A 25,802-nucleotide genomic window follows, 5' to 3' on the forward strand; every position below is an offset into this window, starting at 1 on the left:
TCTCTTTATCTTATGACTCAATATGTTCAACTATGATGCATGAACACTATCTCTCATTCCATGTACACCAACAGAGCATATATACATATGATAAATTGATGGATAAAAAATTAAAGGAGAGAGCATGTAGTGCATAAAGATCATTCAAAGGTATCTATTATCTTTCCAGTAAAAAATGAAGGTTCCAATGTAAAAAAAACATTAAACTCACTATTTTCCACTGCCACTAATATTAAATATGAAGTGATCATCGTGGACGATGCTTCTGACGATGGATGCTGTGATTTCCTGGAACAACCCCACTTTAATAATAAAGTGAAAAAAATTCGAACAATGGGCGTTGGGCCATCTGTAGCCAGGAATATAGGGGCTGAAAGCGCTACTTCTGACTACTTGATGTTTTGTGATGCTCATTTAACATTCCAACCTCTTTGGATAGATAAATTATTGACTCCTTTGAAATCAGATTTGACGGATGTTGTTTGTCCTGCAATCGCCTCAATGGACGACCAGAAAATTGTGGGGTTCGGGCAAACTTTAAATAGTAGTTTAAGAATACAATGGCATAAGAAAAGGCCCTATTTATTCCATACTGCGATTATTCCTGGGGGATGTTTCTTGATCAAACGAGATGTCTTCTTCAAAGTTGGTGGATTCGAAACTGGGTTTAAAACCTGGGGGCATGAAGATGTAGAATTGTCCATTAAACTGTGGTTATTCGGTTACAGATGCAGCTGTGAGCCATCAGTCACGATTCTGCATTTATTCAGAAAATCACATCCATACAAAGTGGATTATGACGGGGTTTATTATAATTTACTAAGGATGGCTTACCTCCACTTTGATCAGGAGAGAATTAAAAAAACCAAGGATTTGATCATTCATCGGAGTCCAAAAAAAATCGAAAGCCTGGTTCTTAAAGATGGAGTGGAAAAAAGAAGAAGAGAGTATTTTCAAAAGAGGGTTTATAACGACGAATGGTATTTCAAACACTTTAAGATCCATTTTTAAAAGAAACAGACCATTTCTGCTTACATCTAATGAAATGGTCTGTTTTTTATTCTCATCATAAAATTAGTAATTTAACAACACTTGTATATTTCCAAGGCATTCTAATTTCTAGATTCATATAAAGAAAAATTCAACAATAATTTTGTTAATTGTTAATGATAATTTAAGGGGGTTTCAGCCCTTTTTTTAAATATCCATGTTTGTCCCATATTATCTTATACCCTTATTCATACATTAATAATAAAGGAGTTGTTTAACATTAGTAAGATTTCAATTCTTATTCCCTTCCAACCAGCAAACAAGGATCGAGAGTTATTGTTTAAATGGCTCGTAAAATTTTATGAAAATACACTTCCTGAAGCTGAGATTTGTATAGGTCATTCCTCAACTAATCAATTTTCAAGATCTTTAGCAATTAATAATGCTGCAAGGAAAGCATCTGGAGAAGTGTTTGTCATTGTAGATGCTGATATTATTTGTAATCCATATGTCATTCGTAATGCCGTTAACACACTAAAACATTCAACATGGATTATTCCTTATACAAATATTGAGGATATTTATCCCATCAGTACAAAAAAATTATTAACTCAGACGCCAAAGTGGCCATTACCACCGAATATAAAGTCAACTAAAAGATTTAAAGGCAGTAAAAATTTTGTGAGTTTTGGTGGAATAAATATTCTAAAGAGAGAATCCTTTTACTCTGTTGAAGGATTTGATGAAAGATTCATTGGATGGGGTGGAGAGGATGATGCCTTTCGTTGTGCAATGAATACAATATGTGGAGATTTTATTAGAATAGATCAAAATGTTTTCCACTTATGGCACCCTCCTGCTAAAGCAAGGAGCAATCCAAATTATAATAACAATGTTAATCTTGCATTACGATATTGTAATTCGAGCGGTGATATAACCGCTATGCAAAAACTAATTAAAGAAAGTAAAAGTTTCAAAATTAGTAAAAATAATTATTAAGTGCTTAGTTTAAAAATAGAAAGAGCTACATTAGCATATTTCTCAAAATAATAAGGTTTCCCCTCTTAGTACAACTCCAATTAATATATGTTGATTGGAGTTTTTTATATTGACTTCAATTCTAAATCCCTTATCTAATTTCTCTCAATTGACTAGAAAAACTTAGATATGATAAAGCATTAATAAGGTGTATATTGGTTCACTTAAATATTATTAATTCTTAATGATAGCAGCCCTGTCGTTGGCCACTGACTTTGTATATTATATACAGAATAAAGTTACGTCTGAATAAAATTGTGAATGATAGGAGGGACAAGGTTTAAAATGCGGTCATCGCAATTCCTTAATCATATATTACAATTCTTAATTGTAATGAGAAAACCCTTGAAATAGTAAGTGGTCCTTAGATAAAACACCATATTACTTCATACAGAACATTTCATGGACAATCAGTCTGTTTAAATATCCAATAGTAAACTACTGCTACTGTATTTATACAGCTGAAGTGGGGTGAACAATAAATTTGATTACAACTCAGATTTTTAGGGGGGATGAAAAATTGCAGAAGAAAACGATTTTAATCATTAGTGCAGATTATAAACAAAGACCTTTTCCTGATTTTCATTACCTTATGGATGAACTTGAAAAGGGTGCCAATATTATATTGTGGCAAAAGTCAAGTGATATCAATGAGATTTTATTCAATATTGACAAGGAACCAGATTTCATCTTAATTAATGACTACGGTGAAAAATTCACACCTAAAATCACTAATTTAAGATCGAGCTCTATTCCTAAAGGGGTAATTGTTCATGACCTTCATTACGAGAAATCAAATAGAAAGAGAATGTTTTTACAGGATGAAATTGATTATATATTTTCTTATTACAGGGATGCTTTTATCCAATTTTATCCTGAATTCGCAAATAAACTCATATGGCTTCCGCACCACGTAAATACAGAGCTATTTAAAGATTATGGATTATCAAAGAGCATAAATAAATTATTAATGGGCTCTGTATCCCCTTCAATATACCCACTTCGGGCAAAGATCCTTCAAACTATGAAAAACAAAAAAGATTTTGTTTACCATGCTCATCCGGGATATAGAAAGTTTTCTAAACAGGAAATGCAAAAACTGTTTATCTATGAAAATTACGCAAAAGAAATCAATCGTGCCAAGATGTTTTTCACATGTGATTCTATTTATAAGTATCCTGTTTCTAAATACTATCAAGTTTTAGCTTGTAGAACCCTCTTATTAGCTCCATCATCTCCGGAACTAAAAGATTTAGGGTTTATTGCTGGCAAGCATTTTGTTGAAATTAATTCAACAAACTTTGTAGAAGTATCGAATTATTATTCCAAAAATGAAAAAGAGTGCGAAAGAATTGCTGAAAATGGATATAAAATGGTCAGGCTAAATCATACTACAAAGATTAGAGCTGCACAATTACTGAAGAGTATTCATTCGATTTTAGAAACTGAATCAATATAAGGGGGAGATAAAATGAATACCAGAATTGGGGTTATGATTCCTACAACTCTCGGGAGAGAAAAAACTTTGGAGTGGACAATCCTCCATCTACTCAATTATTTAAAGAAGCCATTTACAGTGTATGTTTATAACGATATCACATCTCCTTTATCTGTTAGGCTTACAAGAATAATGAAGAGTAGTAAGAGAAATGACGTAGATATCATCGTCTTGAATGACCGGAGAGAAATCAATACTGAAAGAGTTGGTGCTGGAGGGTCAAGGCACTATTTATTTCAAGCAATGAAAGGTAAATACGACGTTATCATTTCACTGGACGATGATATGCAAATTACACCACATTGGTTTGAGCATATAGAAGAAGCTATGAATTACTATCCTCATCATAGCGTTTTTTCTTCAGGTATGAAGCGACCTGGTGGTGCGGAGATGATTTTCGGTGCAAAAATGGAATTCGAAGGAAATTCATTGATTCGCAAACGACTTCGAACTGTCTATAGAAACTTTCAAATAGCAGACTGGGGACCTCTTGGTTGTCTCGTGTTGTGCAGAAAAGCTATAGAGCCAATAATAAATTTTCCAAAGGTTTATACCTTGGATGATGAAGCCTTTTTTCTAGAACTAAAAAACAAGAATATTCATCAGACAATTGTTGCAACGAATGCAATAGCAATTCATTGCCCAATTCCTACTCCTAGTTCAAATCAAAGATCAAATGATTGGGTTTCTCATTCTCAACAATATTTAGAAAGTGCTTATCAAATAACAGTAAAGTTAAAAAATTGAACAGCAAGCTTGAATTAGAGCGCTTAAAGGAGGCAAAACAAGTGGATATCATGATTTCAGCCGTTACTCAAAGAACAGGTTCCACATTAGTGCAAAGGATATTTAACGAAAGAAAAAATACGTTGATATGGGGTGAACACTTTGGAGCATTAACCGATTTTCATAATATTTATAAAAATACGACAGCTTTCTACAACCGTCATAAAGGGACAAGAAAATTATATTTCAAAAATGAAGATACAGGTATTTCAACATCTTGCTTAATGCCAGATATGTCTTACATTGAAAAAGCCATGCAAACCTCTGTCAGGACCTTTATAAATGAACTTTATGCAGAAAAAAGAAACTCGTACGATAAGATTGGATTTAAAGAAGTACGATATGGAAAAGAAGAATTAAATTTATTTAGAAAATGTTTTCCTTATACACCAATCATATTATTAGTAAGAAACCCTATTGACATAAGAAAAAGTATGAATGGTAGTGCATGGTCCAGGAATGAGAATCCATTCAACCAATTCGTTAATGAATGGAATAGTAGAGCAAAAGATTATTATGAACTATCCCAAAAAGATCCAAATATGTATTTGATTAAATATGAGGATATATTAGAAAGGAAGCCAAACGCTCTTCGGATTATTTCTAAATTAGGGGATCTTTCTATCAATCAGATTAACAATGTAATAGGTAAAAAAATTAGTAGCACATCAACTGAAATCCCACAAATTCAAGAAAAGCGAATTCGTGACATTTGTGGTGAGACTATGAAGCTATTTGGTTATTAATAACATTTGGTTTTTTCTTGCCATGAATCTGATAAAACTCAAATGAAAAAGCCACTTCACCAAATTAAATTTACCAACAAAAATAAAATTACCTTTTACGTGAATATAGGAAACAATGCCATGTACGAATAATCTATATGGCATTGTTTTTATTTGATATATACAAAGTTTGCTTTTTTCAAAATAACGAGTTTATGTATTTTCTCAGTTGTATTATAGTCTGTTACTATATATTCGTCATTAAGAACCTATATGTAAGGATAGTAATGCAAGCCATATTCCAAGCTTGATCCGTGCTTTTACTTTTGAAAAACCATCTATCTATTTCAACATGCTTTCCACTAACTGGATATAGGTATTTGAACATTTTTCTTTAGTGCCCTATCCAAATGATGTCCATCACATAAAATAATAGAAAGAATATCTACATTTACTAATGAAAGGAGAATGATTTTATGGTATCTCCACATGGAGGCACCCTCGTTAATCGGGTAGCAGAAGGAGAAAGTAGGACTAAATTGTTAGAAAAAGCAGAGAGTTTTTTTTCTATTACATTGGATGCATGGAGTCTCTCCGATTTGGTTCTAATTTCTATAGGGGCTTTTAGCCCATTAAATGGCTTCATGAAACAAAAGGATTATCTGCAGGTTCTAAAAGAAATGAGGCTAAGCACTGGAGAAATTTGGAGTCTTCCTATTACTCTGTCTGTTTCACAAGAGACAAAAGAAAAGTTGTCCATTGGACAAGTCATTTCATTAAAGGGAGAAGATGACGTCACTTACGGAGTGATGGAAATAGAAGAAATCTATCAATACAGTAAAAAAGCCGAAGCATTATTCGTTTATAAAACAGCCGATTCAAGTCACCCAGGTGTCAGCAAAGTGTTTGAAAAAGAAGATTATTATGTAGCAGGTCCCGTAACCTTACTAAATAAACCTGAAAGTATATTTACGAAAGACTTCCAAACTCCAAAACAATTAAGGAAAACTTTTCAATCACTTGGATGGCGGACTATTGTGGCCTTTCAAACACGTAACCCCATTCATCGAGCTCATGAATATCTCCAAAAAACAGCACTTGAAAATGTAGATGGATTACTTATCCACCCCCTTGTCGGGAACACAAAAGCTGATGATATTCCTCCTGATATTCGGATGAAGAGTTATAAAGTACTAATAGAGAATTATTACCCTAAAGACCGGGCGCTATTGTCAGTCTTTCCTGCTGCTATGAGGTATGCTGGGCCTAGAGAAGCGGTTTTCCACAGCATCGTCAGAAAAAACTTTGGATGCACTCATTTTATTGTGGGTAGGGACCATGCAGGGGTTGGTAATTATTATGGAACATACGAAGCACAAAACATTTTTGACCAATTTAATAAAGAGGAACTCGAAATTGAAATACTTAAGTTTGAGCATGCATTCTATTGTATCAAGTGTGCTTCTATGGCTACTGCTAAAACATGTCCTCACGATAACGAATTTCATATCCACCTTAGCGGTACCAAGGTTCGAGATATGCTTAGAAATGGACAGGTACCTCCTAAGGAATTCTCAAGGCCAGAAGTGATAGAAGTGCTGCTTGCAGAAATGGAAGACAAACAGGTATAGGGATAAAAAGGAGCCAACACCATGATTGAGTTTTATTTTGTATCTATAGTTGTAATATTGATGCTATTTTGCCTGGTCCTTGAAATAGGGAAACCTGAATTCATTATTCCCTCTACGCTTCTTCTGTTCATGGTTACAGGGGTTATTACAGTAAAGGAAGCAATCAATGGATTTTCTAATGAAGGAATGCTTACGATCGGACTCCTTTTTATTATTGCAGGTACAATTCAAAAGAGCGGATTGGTTGATATGCTTTTACAAAAATTGTTGGAGAAATCTATATCTACAAAACATGCATTAACTTCTATACTCCCCCCCATTTCCTTGCTCTCTGCCTTTATAAACAATACCCCTATTGTGATTGCATTCACTCCATTAATTAAAAAATGGTGCGAAGAAAACGGCTTTTCTCCTTCTAAATTTCTTATTCCTTTATCTTATGCAACCATCCTAGGTGGGACGATTACGCTAATCGGCACCTCAACAAATTTAGTCGTTCATGGACTATTGTTAGATAAAGGATTTGAAGGTTTTACCTTCTTTGAACTTGCAAAGGTCGGTATCCCTATCACCATATTTGGACTGCTTTATCTTATATACTTAGGACCTCACCTTCTTCCAAATCGAAAAAGCACTGCTTTGCAAGAGGTTGAAAATCTTAGGGAATTTACTGGTGAAGCATTGATCACAAAAGACTACCCATATTTACACGCTACAATCAAGGAAGCAAAATTAAGAAGTTTAAAAGGTGTATTTCTGGTAAGCATCGTGAGGGGGACTAAAACCATTGCACCCGTCTCCAATATGACCATTCTTAAAGAAGGGGATCGATTAATATTTTCCGGGGACATTTCAACGATTACTGAACTACAACATACAAAAGGACTTGAGCTCCAAAGTTGCATTGGTGAAGATTTTCCGAAAAAACACAAACTAGTGGAGGCGGTCATTTCCCATCATTCCCCCTTGATCAACAAGAAGATAAAATCTACAAATTTCAGAAGTAGATATGATGCTGCAGTCATCGCAGTCCATAGGCAAAACCAACGTCTAAGATCAAAAATAGGCGATATTATGATAAAACCTGGGGATGTCATATTACTTGTTGCCGGGCCCGAGTTCAACAAACGGATTGAGTCCACTGACTTCTACTTTACTTCCGAACATTCTAAAATTGTCCAAACAAATGAAGATATCCGTGAAGGATGGTACGCTGTTTTATTACTTGGTATGATGGTTGCTTTAGTTACTTTAGATTTTCTCCCAATGATATCGGCCATGTCCATTATCGTCATACTTTTTATTTTGTTTAAGTTGCTCAGTCCGAGGGAAATGAAAGATTTTATTCAATGGAATGTTCTTCTTATCATTTCTTGTTCATTTGGAATCGGCTATGCATTGACCAATTCTGGTGTTGCATCCTTCATAGCAGATGGATTAATCAAACTGACCACTCCATTTGGTGTGTTTGCGGTTATTTTATCTATATACATGCTAACCAATTTATTTACAGAATTGATGACAAATAGTGCAGCTGCTGTGTTGATGTTTCCTATCGTTATTGAAGTAGCATCTATCTTGCATATATCTCCCACTCCATTGGCAGTTGCCGTAGCTATTGCTGCTTCGGCAAGCTTCGCTACCCCGATTGGTTACCAAACAAACCTTATTGTTTACGGACCCGGTGGTTACAAATTCATAGACTTTCTAAGAATAGGTCTTCCATTAAATCTTCTTACCATGCTTGTCACATCGACACTCATTTATTTGTTCTGGATTTAATTTAATTATGGAAGGTGGTGAATATGATGAATGAAAACAATATTAAATGGCATGAAGGTAAAGTGACAAAACAACATAGAAATGCATTAAATCGACACAAAAGTGCCACCCTCTGGTTTACAGGGTTATCCGGGTCAGGAAAATCAACAATCTCTGTTGAACTGGAAAAATCACTCTATGAAATGGGGATTAGAACCTATAGACTGGATGGTGATAATATCCGGCACGGTTTAAACAGTGATCTTGATTTTTCAGACAAAGACCGAAAAGAGAATATTCGTAGAATCGGCGAGGTATCTAAGTTGATGATTGATGCAGGACTTATTACCCTAACTGCATTTATTTCTCCATTCAAAAAGGATCGTCATTACGTTAGGTCTTTAATGGACGATGGGGAATTCATTGAAGTATACGTTTATGCAAGTATTGAAGCCTGCGAAGAAAGAGACCCAAAAGGCCTTTATAAGAAAGTAAAAGAAGGAAAGATTAAAGGATTTACAGGAATCGATTCACCTTATGAAGAACCTGATTCACCTGAAATCCATATTGATACAGAATCTTTGACGATTGATGAATCAGTGGAAAAAATCCTTACCTATCTTAGATACAATCAGTACCTGTGAACAAAAATATAAAATGATATTCGTCTTTAAACTTGATCGCTTGGAGCAAAAATTGTTAAATTTGCTCACTTAAACGAACCCTTTTAATAAAATGACTTATAAGCCTTACATTACGAGTAGAGGTGAAATAGATGTTAGACCAAGTTAAAAAAATAGCAATTATTGCAGGGAAAGAAATTATGAGTATATATAAAAAAGACTTTAAGATAGACTTTAAAAAGGATGACTCCCCTTTAACAACTGCCGACCAACTCTCCCATCATCTCATTATAAAAGAGCTAACAGACTGTTGGGCAAATATCCCTATTCTAAGTGAGGAAGGTGCTTCTATCCCCTATCATGAACGCTCTGGATGGGAGACATTTTGGCTGGTAGACCCTTTAGACGGAACTAAAGAATTCATAAAAAAAAATAACGAATTCACAGTGAACATTGCCCTCATTCATAATGGGGCTCCTGTACTTGGTGTCATTTATGCACCTGCTTTAGACACTCTCTATTACGCTAAAAAAAATGTAGGAGCATTCAAACAAATAGGAGCAAATAAACCGATCTCTTTACCAAATGTTTCAGTGACTGATCACAAATCTGTTGTCACCAGTCGTTCACATCTATCAGAAGAAACGATTTCTTATTTAAATGAACTGAAAAAGAAGGAAGGGAAACTAGAAACCATTACAGTTGGAAGTTCATTGAAATTTTGTCTAATTGCTGAAGGGGCTGCACATTATTATCCACGACTTGCTCCCACCATGGAATGGGACACTGCCGCAGGTCAAATTATCCTTGAAGAAGCTGGAGGAGCTGTAATAGTTCAAAACACGGGCTCAAAGCTTATGTATAATAAATATCATCTTACAAACCCTTCATTTACATGTTTTATGTAAGAATTAAAAGTCACTCCTAAATTATGACTCTGAGAAAAATTTAAGGACAATAACTATTTGTCCTTTTTCTCTGGAAAAACATTCATTCTTTTTTCTTTTGGATGACTAGCAAACTATCATACAACACAAAACCCGTCGAGCTATGAAATACTCTCAACGGGTATTAAGCAATTATTTATTAGAATTATTTTCATACCTCCAAGAGTCTACACACATAGAAATAATGTTCTTCTTTGCTCTCCAGCCAAGCTCTTGAGTTGCTTTAGATACATCTGCATAACAGATTGCAATATCCCCATGCCTGCGGCCTACGATTTCATAAGGTACTTTGACTTTATTAGCTTCTTCAAAAGCTTTTACTAAGCCAATGACACTTGTCCCTTTTCCTGTCCCCAAATTATAAACATGTGCACCTTTCTTTAAACCTTTTAAGGCTGCTACATGCCCTTCGGCAAGATCTTCAACATGAATATAGTCTCTTATAGCTGTACCATCAATTGTTTCATAATCCCCTCCAAAAATTCTAAGTTTATCGAGTTTTCCAATAGCAACTTGCGTAATGTAGGGCATTAAATTATTCGGAACACCTTTAGGTTTCTCCCCTATTAATCCACTTTTATGTGCGCCTACTGGATTAAAATATCGAAGAATTGCAACTGAAAATTCAGGAATTGCATTAGATACATCAGATAGAATTCTCTCGCTTATCATTTTTGTTTCACCGTAAGGATTCGTGGTTTCCATTAATTCCATTGTTTCAATAAATGGCACTTTATTGGATCCATAAACAGTAGCAGATGAACTAAAGACAAACCGATTCACTCCATATTTAACACTTGCCTTAGCAAGGACTATGGTACTAACAATGTTGTTAAAATAATAACTAATTGGGTCATTTAATGATTCACCAACAGCTTTTAGACCAGCAAAATGAATAATGCCATCAATAGAATGTTTAACAAAGAGTTCCTCTACAGCGTATTCATCCGTTACATCAATTTGATAGAAAATTAATTCTTTATTGGTTATTTTCATTACTTTATCCAAGGTTTCAACTTTACTATTACATAGATTATCTGCAACTATTACTGAATATCCTGCTTCCAATAAAGTAATACAGGTATGAGAGCCAATATAACCAGCCCCTCCAGTAACTAGTATATTCAATACATATTCAACCTCCTCCTATTGTAAATAGCGTACTCTTGAATGACAATAATCTTTTTAAGATAAGATATTACTATTTCATTCATAATTGTGGTGATAGAATATAAAAAAAGTTTGCTAGATCTTATATTTTGAACATCATTCTAATCTTCTCACCAAGACTAATAAAAAATTTCATTTTATTGGGAGTCAGAAAAATAAAAAAATTCTTATTATGGGTATTCGTGTTATTTTCTCCCTGAGAGAGTAAATAGCATACTAATAGTCCCAGGCTAATTATGCCCTGAATGTTGAAACATTAGAGTTCAAGAGAGCCATTAAGTTAAAATAACTCTCTTTGAACAACCTCAACTTCCAAGGCATATCCTTTCGTAATTCTATAACACTTTATTTCAGCATTTGACAGGCTAATTGAAAGAATGAAATAGTAAATCGAGGAATCAGGAGCAAATAAGATATCATCTTTCGAAGGAATGGCCATCCCATTTGGGTGAGAGTGGTATACTGCAATCAAATCCTCATTTCTTTTCTTTATTTCATGTGAAATCATTCTTTCTTCATTCACATCAATGGCAAAAGTAAACGGGCTTGGATTTACATTAGTTGTTGGCCATATTTCAGAACATATATTATTTCTTCCAGAAATAAATCCACAGGCTTCATTAGGTAGTTCTTTTTTACAATGCCTTATTAAACATTCACTTAACTTTCTAGATAGAATGATTGATTCTTTAGGCGTTACACCCGCAGCCTTTAAATTTAAACTTCGTTCGCTTCGCTTCCATTTGTTTTTTTTGTTCTTTTTTGATTCCAATGGGTGTGCTTTTTGACTGCTTGTATATTTTATTTAGATCTTTCGATTGCATCTTCTTCCCCCCTTTCAAATTCATCGAATGTATTTATTCGGGTTAAACATGGTTCGTTTCGAGTCAGAAGACATCGGAATATTCCCATATTCTTCAAACTGGGTATTTACCTGAGGAGCTTGTTTCTTCTGCTGTTTCATTTTGTTATAGAGGTCATTTTTCTTATTCGATTGGGATTTGAGATCTTGACGAAGTTTCACAAGTTCTTGTTCCAATTCGATTTCCCTTTGATTCTTTTCACTCTGCTTAGTCTTATTTTTTTCATCTAATAAGGCCATCTGTCTTTCAAAATGTGATTCTCTTTGCTTAAAATCTTCAATTTGACTCTTCAATGCATGGAGCTCTTCCTCATAATGTTCTTCAATTTTTTTTAGCTCATCATGCAAATCACTCGTTTTTTGTAAGAAACTTTGAGTGATCTCCTCTCTCGTATTGCCCATATTTAATGATTCCTTTACTTCATTAAATTTGGAGGAATATGAAACTAATTGCTCTTCAATCAGATCAAGCTTCTTCAGAATTTCAGGGTGATTATTCTCTTCTTTACCCCATAAAAATTTCCACATTTTTGAATACCACCTTTCATTTTTTCCCACTGTATATTGTTTTCGTTGCTTCCTTAACCACTCTAGTTGTGTATGGAAATTATTTGAGTATTCCTCTACCTCAATAGAACTTTTACTACCTGGTAAAAAGCATCTATTTGCATCAACCAACAAAGATAATGCATCATTTTTAATTCTTTCGAGCAATGATTTTTTTTGATTATGAGTGCTTTCATAGATCACTCTTATCTCAGGGATGGGAGAAGGAAATGTACGATCAGAAACTTCCGAAAAATCCCCTTCAAACATGCCTTTATCATTGTCTTCTCGGATTTTAGTGCCTGGGCTTATCTCCTTCAATTCGTCATGTAAAGTTTCTTTTTTTAGCTCATGCTTCAACTGAATATAAAGCTCATGCTTCACTTCAAGATTTTGAAGCAAATAGTCAATCTGTTCCGTCAACATTTGAATGGTATGATGATTTTCAGCAATTTCTAATTGATATACCTTATGCTTTGATCGTTCCCTGGACAACTCCTCAGACACTTTTCGTATCCTGTTTGAATAATGATTATATAGAGACTCGAGTTCTTCAGATATCAGATGAATATCCTTTAATACTTCCGGAAATTCTTGTGACTTACTCTCCTCCTCGTTCATCTTATTCATCACCTCCATTTAGTTTTTTTATTATCTTATGTAAGGTTTGTATACATGTTAAAAAAAAGGAGAGAGTTACCTCTCTCCCAGATTTAATTAATCATCCAATCCGCCAAGTAAGTCTGCAAATGTGTCACATTCACTGTATTCGACCAAAGCTTCTACTACACCACTATCAAAGATTACAACGTTAGCAGTGTTTCTTAAGATTAAACGGAAGCCTTCTGAGATCGGTCCAAGTAAACCTGTGAAGATTTGCAATTCGTAGAACATTTGTTCAGGTACACCATCAAAATAGCGGACACCTTCTCCAACTGCTGTCAATGCTTCCTCTCCGCAAGTAACGTTGTCGATAGAAGATGGATCAAAAGTAAAGCTGTAGTCAGGTTGGAATCCTGTTCCAGTCGGAGCTGGTGTTGGACCTACTTCAGTATCTGTGAAGGAATAGGACCATGTACTGTCTGCTAGTGAGCATTCTTGACAAATTTCTGCTCTTAGAGTGGATAGACCTGTCACCACGTCTGATGATGCACCAGAACCGATTGTGGCAAGAGTATCTTCATTTCTTGCTAGAGCAGTTGCCTGGCATTCACAGTTATCAACCGGGAATAATCCTGGACATTGACGAGGGAACTCAAGCAGGCTTAAGTCACATTTTAGTTTTTCCTCACGTACTGGAATATTGTTCGGACGTGGGAAGCAGAATTTAGCCAAGACTTCAAGTTTAACTGGATACTCAACTTGGATATCTTTACATAGTACGACTTTCAATGGGATCATTGGTCCAAATGGATCTGGTCCCATTAATACTCCCATATTCGAAGTAGCAATAACCTGAGTCGCTTTGATATTTAAGTTGTCGTTTGTGATACCAACTGGTACGCAAAGCATGATTTCGTCAGTGAACTGAGTACGAATAGTAAATGAACACTCAGCTACTCCATCAATCAGGATCGTAACATCTACAGGAACTGTCCAGACAATAAGGACTTTCCCTGGGTTACCATTTTCAATGATGGAACCTGAAACGCTGACGTCAGACGGATCTACAGGGGCAGTTTGCACCTCTACTCGCTGACCCGCTGCTAAAGCTGCACTAACTGCCGCACGACATGCTTCATCTGGAATAAAGTTCTTGTTCTCATACTTATTAGCGAAGAACACCCAGTCATAAACTTTATCTACGAAGATACATTCCGGTGCTAAATCATTGGGATCCAAAGGTATACCCGTCGGTGTTGGTGTAGGAGTCTGGGAACCCCTAATTTGTTTACGCTTCTTCAAACAAATCTTCCTTTCTTTTAATGAATATTTATATCACACTATATCCTATGGACGAGAACGAAATTGGTATAGAGTAAACACCTATTTATTCAAAAAAAATTTAATAGGCGTATTAATAGTTTTTTAAATACTATTAAAAAATAGGCAGTTTCTATAGACGAATGACAGTACAGCAGCATCTTAGCCGTCATATGATATACCATAAGGAAAGGAGGAATGTTAAACAAAACTGATTGAATAAGCCAGATTTTTATATTGACACAAACTGAAACATTCATATATAAATTGATTCAAACTTTTAAGGTTACGCTACTTCCTTTAAATGAATATTACGAACGTGAACAATTATCCTATCATTGCAATGATATTAATTATAAATATAAAGGCCATGTAAACGCTGGGAAGTTTACATGGCTTCTTTCATGGACAAATACCATTCATCCTGATACTGACATATACATATGAATAGCAAACTGCCGAAAGGAGTATATAAGCATGAGACAACTTTCACCCTTACAGCTTCAGCAGCAAATCATCCATTATAAATCGGAAATGGAAAAGTACAAACGAAAATGTGAATCATTAGAAAACGAATACCTTTCAAAGAAGTACTTCTCCCTCCAAAAAGAAAATGAACATTTACGCAGTCAGATCGAAACCTATCTTCATCAGATTGAAACTAAAGATTCTGAAACACAACTCGAATCCTCAAAATACCAAGCGCTTCTTAAAGGACAGGAAATGGAAATAAAAAAGCTTCGTAACGTTCAGAATCAGGTTAAAGAGCAACTTCGCAAACTTCTTCAATCTCATATAGCGAATTCAAAGGTACAAATAGAACAACTTTTTGAATTAAAAGAATCCCTTGAACAGGAAATCATTTCAATTCAAAATGATAACAGTTTCCTATTAAAAGAGAATGATTCTCTATTCAAAACGAATCACGAGTTGGCGATACGCTTATATAAAAGAGAAGTCGAATTATGGGAGCTTGAAACCCTATTGAAAGGTAGGAATGAAGAAGCTGCATCTCGGAATCAGCATATCGAGATTGCCTTTGCCCAAGATGAAAAAGCTCGTATCATGAATGACAATGAATATTTAAAAAAACGCATTTATTTAAATGAGATAGAATTATTTGAAGCAGATAGTCTTCTCTCAGAATCCCAGATTTATTACGAGAATGTTATTGAACTTCAAAAGGATCAACTTGACCATGCATTCATGGTTCAACAAAATAAGGATGCATCTATTCAACAATTCCAGGAGAAACTTAGAAGGCTTCAGGGGGAAAACAACTTGTATACTCAAACACTGAAACAGTTCAGATTGAGCATTAAAGAAATGAAGGAAGCGGGCTTAGCTGTCGATGAAGGAGAATCCAAAACATCCAAAGATACTTTGAAAAGATATGAAAATACCATCCATCATCTTCAATTCACCAATGCGGTTCTGATTGATGAAATCAATAAACTAAAAAACAAACCGGGCTCCTGAAGAAGCCCGGTTTCTACCATTACATAAATTCTTTTACTAATTCTTCAAACTTACGTTGATCTAACGTTAAATCATGAGTGCTTAGGGGTTCATCCGAGTAACCCGCCACAAGGTCCTGGTAAGACGGCTGTTGTTTGTTTTGATAAATCAAGCCAGTTACAAGTCCGTCCTTTTCCATTAGCGTATTCATTGCCTGTTCACGATTTGACGGGTCATAGCCTTCTACCTCAGCAAGTTTTGTAAGATTCTCTTTAAACCAATCGTACGTATTGATTTTATTATACGTTACACAAGGACTGAACACATTGATCAGCGAGAAACCTTTATGATTAAGTCCCGCTTCAATTAACGCTGTCAGTTCTTTTAAGTCAGATGAGAAACTTTGTGCTACAAATGTTGCACCTGCTGTCAATGCCATTTCCATTGGAGCAAGGGCCGGCTCGATCGATCCTTCTGGCGTAGACTTCGTTTTGAAACCGGAGGATGAACGTGGAGACGTCTGCCCCTTAGTCAATCCATAGATCTGATTGTCCATGACGATGTACGTCACATCGACATTACGGCGGATCGCATGGATTGTATGCCCAAGACCGATGGCAAATCCATCACCATCTCCTCCTGAAGCGATGACTGTTAAATCCTTGTTCGCCATTTTCAAGCCTTGGGCAATTGGAAGTGACCGGCCATGAATTCCGTGGAAACCATATGAGTTAATGTATCCGGAAATCCGTCCGGAGCAGCCGATACCGGAAACGACCGCTAACTGCTCCGGATCAAGCCCGACGTTTGCCGATGCCCGTTGAATCGCAGCTTGAACGGAGAAGTCACCGCACCCTGGACACCAGTTTGGTTTAACATTATTTCTAAAATCTTTAAAGGTAGCCATGGATTAGTTCAACTCCTTACATCTTGAATGAATTTCATTTGGCAAGTACGGTGTGCCATCATACTTTGTCATTTTAATGATTTTATTTCCGTACCCAACATTCATTTTGATAATATTGGCTAGTTGACCGGTAGCATTATTCTCAATCACGACCACTTTCTTCGCAGATTGCATAAGTGGCTCTAATTCTGCTGCAGGGAAAGGATGAATCAAACGGACGTGTGCATGGTTCACTTTCAACCCATCTGATTCCAAGCGGCTCATTGCTTCTTCAATCACTCCCCGTGTAGAGTTGAATCCTACTAATAGTAGGTCAGACTCTTCATGAGGTGCATGGGTGTGAATCGGATTCTGGAATTTGATGTTCTCAAGTTTACGCATCCGTTTATCCATTTGGGCTTGTCTATTCACAGGAGATTCAGATGGCTTTCCGGTTTCGTCATGCTCTACACCCGTTACATGATGAATCCCATTTTTCATTCCCGGGATGACACGCGGAGATACTCCATCTTCTGTCACTTCAAAGCGCTTGTAATACTTCTTAGGTTCTAATTCTTCCAATTCAGTTTCACTTACAGCAAGCTTTCCTCTTCGTATCTCCACCTTACCGTAATCAAGGGGTTCTACAGTTTGTTTCCCCAATGAAAGCTGTAGGTCAGATAGAATGATCACCGGACATTGATATTCTTCCGCCAGGTTAAAAGCTTCCACTGTATCATAGAATGCTTCCTGAACGGTGCTTGGAGCTAGGACGATCTTAGGGATCTCACCATGCGTGCCGTAAATCATCGCCATCAGATCGGACTGTTCCTGTTTTGTCGGCAGGCCTGTCGAAGGTCCCCCGCGCTGTGTATCCACTACTACAAGAGGCTGTTCTGTCATCCCCGATAGCCCGATTGCTTCCATCATGAGTGAAAGTCCGGGTCCCGCTGAAGCAGTGAACGAACGAATGCCGCCATAGTTCGCTCCGATTGCCATAGTTGCAGCGGCAATTTCATCTTCTGTTTGAATGACGGTCCCACCTACCATTGGCAGTTTCTTAATGAGATATTCCATGATTTCAGAGGCCGGAGTGATCGGGTAAGCAGCCATTAGACGAACGCCACCTGCCAGGGCACCAAGTGCAATGGCGTCGTTTCCGATCATGAACATGCGCTTGTTGCCGTCAGCTTCTTTCATCTGAAGGGAACCGACATTGTCACCAAGCTGGGTTTTCATCGTTTGATAACCCTGCTTGATCGCTTCCATATTTTTTTCTACTACTGTTTCACCCTTACGGCCAAATATCTCTTCAACCACTTCCTTGAATACCCCTGGATCAAGATTCAGAACGGCACATGTCGCACCTACTGCCACCATATTCTTCATAAGGGAAGTTCCGAGCTCTGTGGCTAATTCAGTGAATGGCACAATATACAGGGATGCATCTGTATCTTCCGGTTTCTCCGGCTTGAACTTTGCATCCGCTATGATCACACCTTCGCTATGTAATTCCTTATAATTCACATCAATCGTTTCCTGGTCGAATGCAACCAAGATATCTAAATCATCTGCAATCGCACGAACTTGTGTCGTACTTACACGAATCTTATTATTGGTATGTCCTCCTTTAATGCGGGAGGAGAAATGGCGGTAACCATACAAGAAATACCCAAGGCGATTGAGGGCCATCGAGAAGATCTCACCTGTACTCTCAATACCTTCACCCTGCTGGCCGCCAACTTTCCATGAAAGCTGTTCCTTCATTTATTACACCCCTTCAATCAATATTTGCAACGCCCATTAAAGAAACATATTCTCTTCACTAGGCTCTATCATCTATTACGGTTGCACCTTTTACATTTCATTCACTCTATCAGTTTATCACTTTTCCATTTAAATCACTACTGTATTGAAGAGATTGTAAGTTTGCTTTTCTAATCTGGAAAATCATAATGCCACTATAAGTTGACCTATAGTGGCACGTTTGGCGATCAATCCGGTAACCTCTCAAAAAAGTTATCAAACAAGAACTTTTTCACTTGCTTTTCACTGTAGTATCGATGAAGTGAGTTAATCAAGTTATCATATTGAACATATGAAGACAGTCCCTTTACGGTTTCATCTATACCGTCAAAATCTGAACCAAATCCGATATGGTCCTCCCCTCCCAAACTGCATACATGTTCGACATGCCGGATTACATCCGCAATTTCTGCTGTCCCTTTTTTATTTAAAAAAGGTGGGACAAAGGTGATTCCCATCACGCTGTTCTTTTTAATGAGCGCCTCAATCTGGTCATTCTTTAAGTTTCGCGGATTAGGACAAATTGAGTAGGCATTGGAATGAGAGGCTATTGGAAAATCTGCCGTTTCCATTACATCCCAGAATGCGTTCTCACAGAGATGGGAAACATCTGTCCATATACATTTTTCGTTTAAGAATGTTACCATGTCATGACCAAAGTTGGTTAACCCTCCTCCTCTTGGTTCAAGGGCACCGTCTGCTGCGGCGTTTGCCCAATTCCATGTCAGACCGACAGATCGGACTCCCAACTTATAGAGGATTTCAAGCTTAGTAAGGTCCTCCTCCACTGCCTCAGCACCTTCAAGGGTAAGCAATGCCCCAATTTCATCATCGGCAAGACGTTCTACGTCACTCTTCGAAGTTATTAATTTCATCTTTGGGTTCCGGTCGAGAACCTGATGATAAAACATATTCACCATCTCCATCGCCGCTTGAAACCGTTGTCCTGGCTTTAGCTCCGATGGAATATAAATGGCAAATAACTGAACTTTCCCCTTTCCTTGGAGAAGCTGGGGATATGTAATATGTAAGGATTGTTTAGATTGAAACGCTCCACTACCAGGTTCTAAGTAAAGCTTCAACAATACATCACAGTGTGCATCAAATATCATTTTTTTTCCTCCTCCCGATCTTTATTACTATCGTCATTTTACTATAGTATAAAGGCTGTCCACTAAAGGTTCACCTTTAATGAACAGCCTATGGTTAATTATCTTGGTTCTACGATCAACTTTATCGCCGTACGTTCTTCCCCATCAATCAAAATATCCGTAAATGCCGGGATGCATATTAAATCTAAACCACTGGGTGCCACAAAGCCCCTTGCAATGGCAACGGCTTTAACTGCTTGATTTAAAGCCCCAGCTCCGATTGCCTGGATTTCGGCTCCCCCTCTTTCACGAAGAACACCGGCGAGTGCACCAGCTACAGAATTAGGATTAGATTTTGCTGAAACTTTTAATATTTCCATTCCTTTTCCTCCTTGTCATTTCCCCCATACCGTATGTCCGTGGTAAAGAACAAACTTGGTATAAATGATTCCACTGATACTATATTCGGGAAATGGACAAATCATTCCGCTAACACTGAAAAAGGAAGGAAAACATTAATATTCTGTCATGAATGGATGGTCCTCGTTTATGAGAATACGCTCAATTTTCTTTGCTTTACCTGTTTTATTATCAATATCGATTAAACATGCACTTAAGATCTTACGACCCGTTTTAGGTACTTCAAAACGGACGGGTAAGCTGGTTTGAAATCTCTTTAAGACTGAATCCTTGCTCATTCCCAATACTTCATCGTAAGGTCCAGTCATCCCTACATCACACATGAAGGCCGTCCCATTTGGCAATATCCGGTTGTCTGCCGTCTGTACATGCGTATGGGTTCCAACCACTGCCGACACACGGCCATCCAAGAACCACCCAACCGCCTGTTTCTCACTCGTTGCTTCTGCATGAAAATCAACAAAGATAATGGATGTTCTCTTCCTGGCTTCATCAACCAGTTCATCCAGTGCCTTAAAAGGGTCATCAAGAGGAGGCATAAAGGTTCTCCCTTGTGCATTGATGACCGCAACCTCTTTCCCGTATACCTCTCTAAACACCAAACCGCTCCCCGGGGTTCCTTCTGGAAAATTGGCTGGTCGTACCATTTGCTTAGAAGAATCGATAAAATTAAAGATATCTTTATTATCCCATGTGTGATTTCCGAGAGTCACCATGTTCGCACCGTCTTGTAAAAATTGTTTGTATATTTTTTCTGTAATCCCTCTGCCTGAAGCAGCATTTTCACCGTTCACGATCGTAACATCCGGTGAATGCTTCTTCTTCAGTTTAGGCAAGTATTCTGTGATCATCTCCCGGCCCATAGAACCGACAACGTCTCCAACAAATAATATTTTCATGAAAATTCCCTTCTCTATATGTAATAAGCCATAATGTTATTGTATCACAAATAACCAGAGGACTATTCATCCGAAATAGTCTTCTTGATCGGTCATCCCCTGGGCGAATAAAAATAAAAAAAGCTGACTTGAAAAGGGACGTCCCTCTTCAAGTCAGGCTCTTATTTCGCGTATTCAACAGCCCTTGTTTCACGGATGACCGTTACTTTAATATGGCCTGGATAATCAAGTTCGTCTTCTATCCGTTTACGGATATCCCTTGCCAACCGGTGGGATTCCAGGTCGTCAATGGCTTCCGGCCTTACCATGATACGAACTTCACGGCCAGCCTGGATCGCGAAGGATTTCTCAACGCCTTCATACGACTCTGAGATCTCTTCAAGCTTCTCTAAACGACGGATGTAGTTTTCAAGCGTCTCACTTCTTGCTCCCGGCCTTGCAGCGGACAATGCATCAGCTGCCGCAACCAGGACTGCAATGATGGACGTTGGTTCCGTATCTCCGTGGTGAGAGGCGATACTGTTGATGACAACAGGGTGTTCTTTATATTTCGTTGCAAGTTCCACACCAATTTCAACATGGCTTCCCTCAACTTCATGGTCGATCGCTTTACCGATGTCATGAAGTAATCCGGCACGCTTAGCCAGTCTTTCGTCCTCACCAAGCTCTGCTGCCAGTAATCCGGAAAGGTATGCCACTTCCATTGAGTGCTTTAGAACGTTTTGACCATAACTTGTACGGTATTTCAAACGTCCAAGAATCTTGATTAAATCCGGGTGAAGACCATGAACCCCAACTTCAAAGGTTGTCTGTTCTCCGATTTCACGGATATATTCATCCACTTCACGTCGGGATTTGTCCACCATTTCTTCAATTCGTGCAGGGTGGATACGTCCATCCTGTACTAATTTCTCTAATGCAATTCGAGCCGTTTCTCTACGAATCGGATCGAAACCAGAAAGAATAACCGCTTCAGGAGTATCATCGATAATTAGATCAATTCCTGTAAGTGTTTCCAGCGTACGAATGTTACGTCCTTCTCGTCCAATAATTCGACCTTTCATCTCATCATTCGGTAAGTTCACAACACTAACCGTTGTCTCTGCCACATGCTCGGCAGCACAACGTTGAATAGCCAGTGAAAGGACTTCTTTCGCCTTCTTATCTGCATCTTCCTTGGCGCGGGTTTCATGCTCTCTGACCATAATGGCGATATCATGGGAGAGTTCATTTTCAACGCGATCAAGAATGATTCCTTTCGCTTCATCACGAGTCAGGCTCGAGATACGCTCTAGCTCTGTTTGCTGTGATCGTACCATCTCGTCCACTTTGCTTTCCATCTCTTCAATATGTTGTTGTCTCTCGTTAAGAGTCCCCTCTTTTCTCTCGAGTAAGCCTTCACGCTTATCAAGCGATTCATCTTTTCGATCGAGGTTTTCCTCTTTTTGCATCAAACGATTTTCTTGTTTTTGCAATTCATTTCTTCGTTCACGAAGGTCATTTTCCATTTCAGTGCGAAGTTTATGATTTTCATCCTTTGCTTCCAAAAGTGCTTCTTTCTTCAGAGCATCTGCCTCGCGCTTCGCATCTTCTAAAATCTGCTCCGCTGAACCTTTAGCACCAGCAATCTTTGCTTCAGCAATGGACTTACGAATTAGGTATCCAACAACTACACCGACGATTAGGCCAAGCAAAATGAAGATGATTGTAATAGGTTGCATTATTTCACCTCCTCTTGCTATGAACTGTCATGTTTTTTACATGTCGGCTTGTACATTGCTCAATTGAACAAAATATACAGCGCTAGGCTTTCAAATATTCATTCGAAAAATTTGTAAAATATACATGTTAATTTTAAATCTCTGAAAATTTATTGTCAAGGGGTTGAGCCCTCTATCACTAGATTTCTCAAGGGTTTTTTTGCAATCGACAAAAATTGACACTGTCATAGTGGGCTTAGTAATACTTTTTCAGCAGCACCATCTTTTTCAATTTTTTTGACCAGATGCGATGATAGCTGGTCAATCGCGGTATGTAATCCCTGATTTAAACCGATTACACTTCATTATTGAGAAATAGGATTGTTACTATTTTCCACCAATACATACATTCCCATACATAATAAAGAGAAGCAAACCAAATCACGGCTGCTTCTCTATCCCCACTTAGTCTTCTAAAAGACTTAATTCACCTTGATCATCCGTTTCGGCACGTCCGGTATCCAATCCGTAATGTTCACGGATTTTCAACATGATTTCATTACGGACCTCAGGATTTTCCTTAAGGAAGATCTTCGCATTCTCACGTCCCTGTCCTAAGCGCTCTTCATTGTAGGAGTACCAGGCACCGCTTTTCTGAACGATGTCCAATTCAGACCCAAGATCGACGATTTCGCCTTCTTTAGAAATCCCTTCCCCATACATGATATCGACTTCGGCTACACGGAAAGGTGGGGCCACTTTGTTTTTCACGACTTTTATCTTCGTTTTATTCCCTACCATTTCATTGCCCTGCTTGAGGGTTTCGGCACGACGGACTTCCAAACGTACAGAAGAATAGAACTTAAGCGCACGTCCACCTGGAGTCGTCTCGGGATTCCCGAACATGACCCCGACTTTTTCACGGATCTGGTTAATGAAAATCGCAATGGTCTTTGACTTGTTGATGGCACCTGAAAGTTTACGAAGGGCCTGTGACATTAAACGGGCTTGAAGACCTACGTGGGCATCTCCCATCTCACCTTCGATTTCTGCTTTCGGTACAAGGGCCGCAACAGAGTCAATCACGATAGCATCCACAGCTCCACTGCGAACCAATGCCTCAGCGATTTCAAGTGCCTGCTCACCCGTATCAGGTTGAGAAAGCAATAATTCATCTATGTTCACCCCGAGCTTTTGAGCATATTCCGGGTCAAGTGCGTGCTCAGCATCAATGAATGCCGCTTGACCACCTTGAGCCTGAACCTCTGCAATAGCATGAAGTGCCACTGTTGTTTTACCGGATGATTCGGGACCATATACCTCAATGATTCTTCCGCGTGGATATCCACCTACTCCAAGGGCTGCATCCAGTGCAAGTGAACCACTCGGGCATGTGACTACTTTTCTATCAGTCTGTTCCCCAAGCTTCATGATTGAGCCTTTACCAAACTGTTTTTCTATTTGTTTTAACGCCATATCCAAGGCTGCTTTACGATCGCTCACAAATCTTCCTCCTTTAAATATAGAACTTGATTATGACAACTTATAAGCTTGTCTCAAATCCAACCTATCTATACTATAAACGTTTTTAATATAGAAAACAAGAAAAAAATCGAACATTCATTCGGTTTTTTTCTTTAGAAGATTAGGACTGAATATAGTGATGAATGAGACAGGAAGGAGGAGAATGAAAGGAACAAAATCGAGGGGGATATCCAACCAAATACGTTAAGAAGCTGCCTCCTATAAAGGAGACAGCTCTGTCCTAACTCAATTCCTTGATCAAATAATGCCAGCCGTACTTCGCCGTTCTATTGCGGTTTCCATTTCTGCCCCCTCCAAGATTCAAAGGGAACGCCTTAGTCATACCATCTTTCATGGATAATCCAATCCAGACAGTCCCTGCAGGCTGACCTTCGAATGGACCTGGTCCTGCCACCCCGGTAAAGCTGATTCCTATGTCAGTGGCAAACAATTCCCTTACATTTTCCGCAAGTTCCCGGGCACACTGTTCACTGACAGACGAATATTGTTTCAAGGTGCTTTCTTTAACGGATAAAATCTTTTTCTTGACCTCATCCTGGTAGCAGACCACACCACCACTCAATACTTCTGAAGCCCCGGGAATGGATGTCAACTGCCCTTGGAATAGTCCTCCTGTTAAACTCTCTGCAGAAGACAGTGTAAGGGACTTGTCCTTCAGCAAGTTGAAGCCGACTTCAACAAGGGAGTCGTGGTTGTAACCGTAGAAATATTCTCCGACAATCTGAAGAACTTCCTTTTCTACCTTATCTAATAAAGATACGGCAATATCTCTTGACTCATGCTTTGCCGTCAGCCTTAAGGTCACTTCACCATCACCGGCCAAAGGGGCGATGGTCGGGTTGGTTTGATTCTCGATCAGCTCTTCTAATTCCGTTTCAAGCTGAGCTTCCCCGATCCCGAAGAAACGAAGGACCCGTGAATGGATGACTTCTTTTTTCTCCATTAAGTTCAGGATCGCCTGTTTTCCATACGTTTCGAACATCGGCCGCATCTCAGATGGTGGACCGGGAAGAAGCATATACGCCTTGTCTTCCTTTTTCAATAACATACCAGGAGCCATGCCATTTTCGTTCTTCAGTACGTGTGAGTCTGTTAAGATAAGGGCTTGCTTTTCATTATTCGGTGTCATTTCACGATTGACCGTTTGAAAATATGTCTTTATAGATTCCAATGCCTCGTTATCCATGCTAAGAGTCGTCCCTAAAGAATTCGAAATGGTTTCTTTAGTCAGGTCATCCTTCGTGGGTCCAAGTCCACCTGTAAAGATTAACAAATCCGCCCGTTTTTGTGCTACTTCAATGGCGTGCTTCAATCGGGCAGGGTTATCCCCCACACTTGTATGGTAATAGACATTCACACCCAAGTCAGCCAATTGTTCGGAAATGAATTGGGCATTGGAATTGACGATTTGCCCCAGCAGCAATTCGGATCCAACGGCAATGATTTCTGCATTCATCTTTATTCCCCCTAAATTTGGTTAAAAGAAGGGGATGATTC

Annotated in this window: 22 protein-coding genes; 10 read left to right on the forward strand and 12 right to left on the reverse strand. The window is 38.2% G+C overall.

From position 1 onward, the window contains the following. The first annotated feature begins 129 nt into the window (after nucleotides 1–129). The 9 genes from KYJ26_RS18140 (at nucleotide 130) to cysQ (ending at nucleotide 9,960) form a co-directional block, all read left to right on the forward strand. Nucleotides 130–1,011, forward strand: a complete 882-nt coding sequence (locus KYJ26_RS18140) for a glycosyltransferase (protein ID WP_219168791.1) — start codon at nucleotides 130–132, stop codon at nucleotides 1,009–1,011. Between the two features lie 315 nt (nucleotides 1,012–1,326). Then, nucleotides 1,327–1,989, forward strand: coding sequence for a galactosyltransferase-related protein (locus tag KYJ26_RS18145; RefSeq protein WP_219168792.1), 663 nt, complete (start codon nucleotides 1,327–1,329; stop codon nucleotides 1,987–1,989). Between the two features lie 559 nt (nucleotides 1,990–2,548). Beyond that, nucleotides 2,549–3,487: a glycosyltransferase gene (locus tag KYJ26_RS18150; RefSeq protein ID WP_219168793.1), complete on the forward strand. Its 939-nt coding sequence runs from the start codon at nucleotides 2,549–2,551 to the stop codon at nucleotides 3,485–3,487. A gap of 12 nt (nucleotides 3,488–3,499) precedes the next feature. After that, a complete protein-coding gene (locus tag KYJ26_RS18155; protein ID WP_219168794.1) occupies nucleotides 3,500–4,273 on the forward strand; it encodes a glycosyltransferase in 774 nt (257 codons plus the stop codon). A 50-nt stretch (nucleotides 4,274–4,323) separates the two neighbouring features. Beyond that, nucleotides 4,324–5,058 carry a sulfotransferase gene (locus tag KYJ26_RS18160; RefSeq protein ID WP_257475140.1) on the forward strand — a complete coding sequence of 245 codons (735 nt, stop codon included), beginning with the start codon at nucleotides 4,324–4,326 and terminating at the stop codon, nucleotides 5,056–5,058. A gap of 455 nt (nucleotides 5,059–5,513) precedes the next feature. After that, on the forward strand, nucleotides 5,514–6,668 hold the full coding sequence (gene sat / locus KYJ26_RS18165; RefSeq protein WP_219168796.1) for a sulfate adenylyltransferase: 1,155 nt from the start codon (nucleotides 5,514–5,516) through the stop codon (nucleotides 6,666–6,668). 21 nt (nucleotides 6,669–6,689) lie between these two features. Then, a complete protein-coding gene (locus KYJ26_RS18170) occupies nucleotides 6,690–8,450 on the forward strand; it encodes an SLC13 family permease (RefSeq protein ID WP_219168797.1) in 1,761 nt (586 codons plus the stop codon). 23 nt (nucleotides 8,451–8,473) lie between these two features. Then, entirely contained in the window at nucleotides 8,474–9,073 is a 600-nt protein-coding gene (cysC, locus tag KYJ26_RS18175; protein ID WP_219168798.1) for an adenylyl-sulfate kinase, read from the forward strand. A 131-nt stretch (nucleotides 9,074–9,204) separates the two neighbouring features. Beyond that, nucleotides 9,205–9,960 (forward strand): 3'(2'),5'-bisphosphate nucleotidase CysQ, encoded by a 756-nt coding sequence (gene cysQ / locus KYJ26_RS18180; RefSeq protein WP_219168799.1) that lies wholly within the window; start codon nucleotides 9,205–9,207, stop codon nucleotides 9,958–9,960. 171 nt (nucleotides 9,961–10,131) lie between these two features. Here cysQ and galE read toward each other — a convergent pair whose 3' ends face one another. From galE to KYJ26_RS18200, 4 genes are all read right to left on the reverse strand, one after another. Next, the gene (galE, locus tag KYJ26_RS18185) at nucleotides 10,132–11,127 is read right to left on the reverse strand and encodes a UDP-glucose 4-epimerase GalE (protein WP_219168800.1); all 996 of its coding nucleotides are present in this window, start codon (nucleotides 11,125–11,127) and stop codon (nucleotides 10,132–10,134) included. A 322-nt stretch (nucleotides 11,128–11,449) separates the two neighbouring features. Beyond that, nucleotides 11,450–11,941 carry a M67 family metallopeptidase gene (locus KYJ26_RS18190; protein ID WP_219168801.1) on the reverse strand — a complete coding sequence of 164 codons (492 nt, stop codon included), beginning with the start codon at nucleotides 11,939–11,941 and terminating at the stop codon, nucleotides 11,450–11,452. A 72-nt stretch (nucleotides 11,942–12,013) separates the two neighbouring features. Then, nucleotides 12,014–13,198 carry a hypothetical protein gene (locus KYJ26_RS18195; RefSeq protein ID WP_219168802.1) on the reverse strand — a complete coding sequence of 395 codons (1,185 nt, stop codon included), beginning with the start codon at nucleotides 13,196–13,198 and terminating at the stop codon, nucleotides 12,014–12,016. 96 nt (nucleotides 13,199–13,294) lie between these two features. Then, on the reverse strand, nucleotides 13,295–14,482 hold the full coding sequence (locus tag KYJ26_RS18200) for a hypothetical protein (RefSeq protein WP_219168803.1): 1,188 nt from the start codon (nucleotides 14,480–14,482) through the stop codon (nucleotides 13,295–13,297). Between the two features lie 495 nt (nucleotides 14,483–14,977). Here KYJ26_RS18200 and KYJ26_RS18205 point away from each other — a divergent pair, with 495 nt between their 5' ends. Next, nucleotides 14,978–15,979 (forward strand): coiled-coil domain-containing protein, encoded by a 1,002-nt coding sequence (locus KYJ26_RS18205; RefSeq protein ID WP_219168804.1) that lies wholly within the window; start codon nucleotides 14,978–14,980, stop codon nucleotides 15,977–15,979. A gap of 19 nt (nucleotides 15,980–15,998) precedes the next feature. Here the strand turns inward: KYJ26_RS18205 and KYJ26_RS18210 are convergent, their stop codons facing one another. The 8 genes from KYJ26_RS18210 to KYJ26_RS18245 all read right to left on the reverse strand — a co-directional run bounded on the left by KYJ26_RS18210 (nucleotide 15,999) and on the right by KYJ26_RS18245 (nucleotide 25,761). Further along, nucleotides 15,999–16,865 (reverse strand): 2-oxoacid:ferredoxin oxidoreductase subunit beta, encoded by an 867-nt coding sequence (locus tag KYJ26_RS18210; protein ID WP_219168805.1) that lies wholly within the window; start codon nucleotides 16,863–16,865, stop codon nucleotides 15,999–16,001. 3 nt (nucleotides 16,866–16,868) lie between these two features. Further along, nucleotides 16,869–18,611 carry a 2-oxoacid:acceptor oxidoreductase subunit alpha gene (locus KYJ26_RS18215; protein ID WP_219168806.1) on the reverse strand — a complete coding sequence of 581 codons (1,743 nt, stop codon included), beginning with the start codon at nucleotides 18,609–18,611 and terminating at the stop codon, nucleotides 16,869–16,871. A 227-nt stretch (nucleotides 18,612–18,838) separates the two neighbouring features. After that, nucleotides 18,839–19,762, reverse strand: a complete 924-nt coding sequence (locus tag KYJ26_RS18220) for a dipeptidase (RefSeq protein ID WP_219168807.1) — start codon at nucleotides 19,760–19,762, stop codon at nucleotides 18,839–18,841. Between the two features lie 98 nt (nucleotides 19,763–19,860). After that, complete coding sequence (gene spoVS / locus KYJ26_RS18225) at nucleotides 19,861–20,121, reverse strand: stage V sporulation protein SpoVS (RefSeq protein WP_034760060.1); 261 nt, start codon at nucleotides 20,119–20,121, stop codon at nucleotides 19,861–19,863. A gap of 135 nt (nucleotides 20,122–20,256) precedes the next feature. Further along, nucleotides 20,257–21,060, reverse strand: a complete 804-nt coding sequence (locus KYJ26_RS18230; RefSeq protein WP_219168808.1) for a TIGR00282 family metallophosphoesterase — start codon at nucleotides 21,058–21,060, stop codon at nucleotides 20,257–20,259. Nucleotides 21,061–21,221: 161 nt separating this feature from the next. Then, a complete protein-coding gene (rny, locus tag KYJ26_RS18235) occupies nucleotides 21,222–22,781 on the reverse strand; it encodes a ribonuclease Y (protein WP_219168809.1) in 1,560 nt (519 codons plus the stop codon). Nucleotides 22,782–23,225: 444 nt separating this feature from the next. After that, entirely contained in the window at nucleotides 23,226–24,263 is a 1,038-nt protein-coding gene (gene recA, locus KYJ26_RS18240; protein ID WP_219168810.1) for a recombinase RecA, read from the reverse strand. Nucleotides 24,264–24,525: 262 nt separating this feature from the next. Next, nucleotides 24,526–25,761 (reverse strand): competence/damage-inducible protein A, encoded by a 1,236-nt coding sequence (locus KYJ26_RS18245; RefSeq protein ID WP_219168811.1) that lies wholly within the window; start codon nucleotides 25,759–25,761, stop codon nucleotides 24,526–24,528. Nucleotides 25,762–25,802: the final 41 nt, after the last annotated feature.

The organism is Rossellomorea orangium (assembly GCF_019334305.1).
Taxonomy (GTDB): Bacteria; Bacillota; Bacilli; order Bacillales; family Bacillaceae_B; genus Rossellomorea.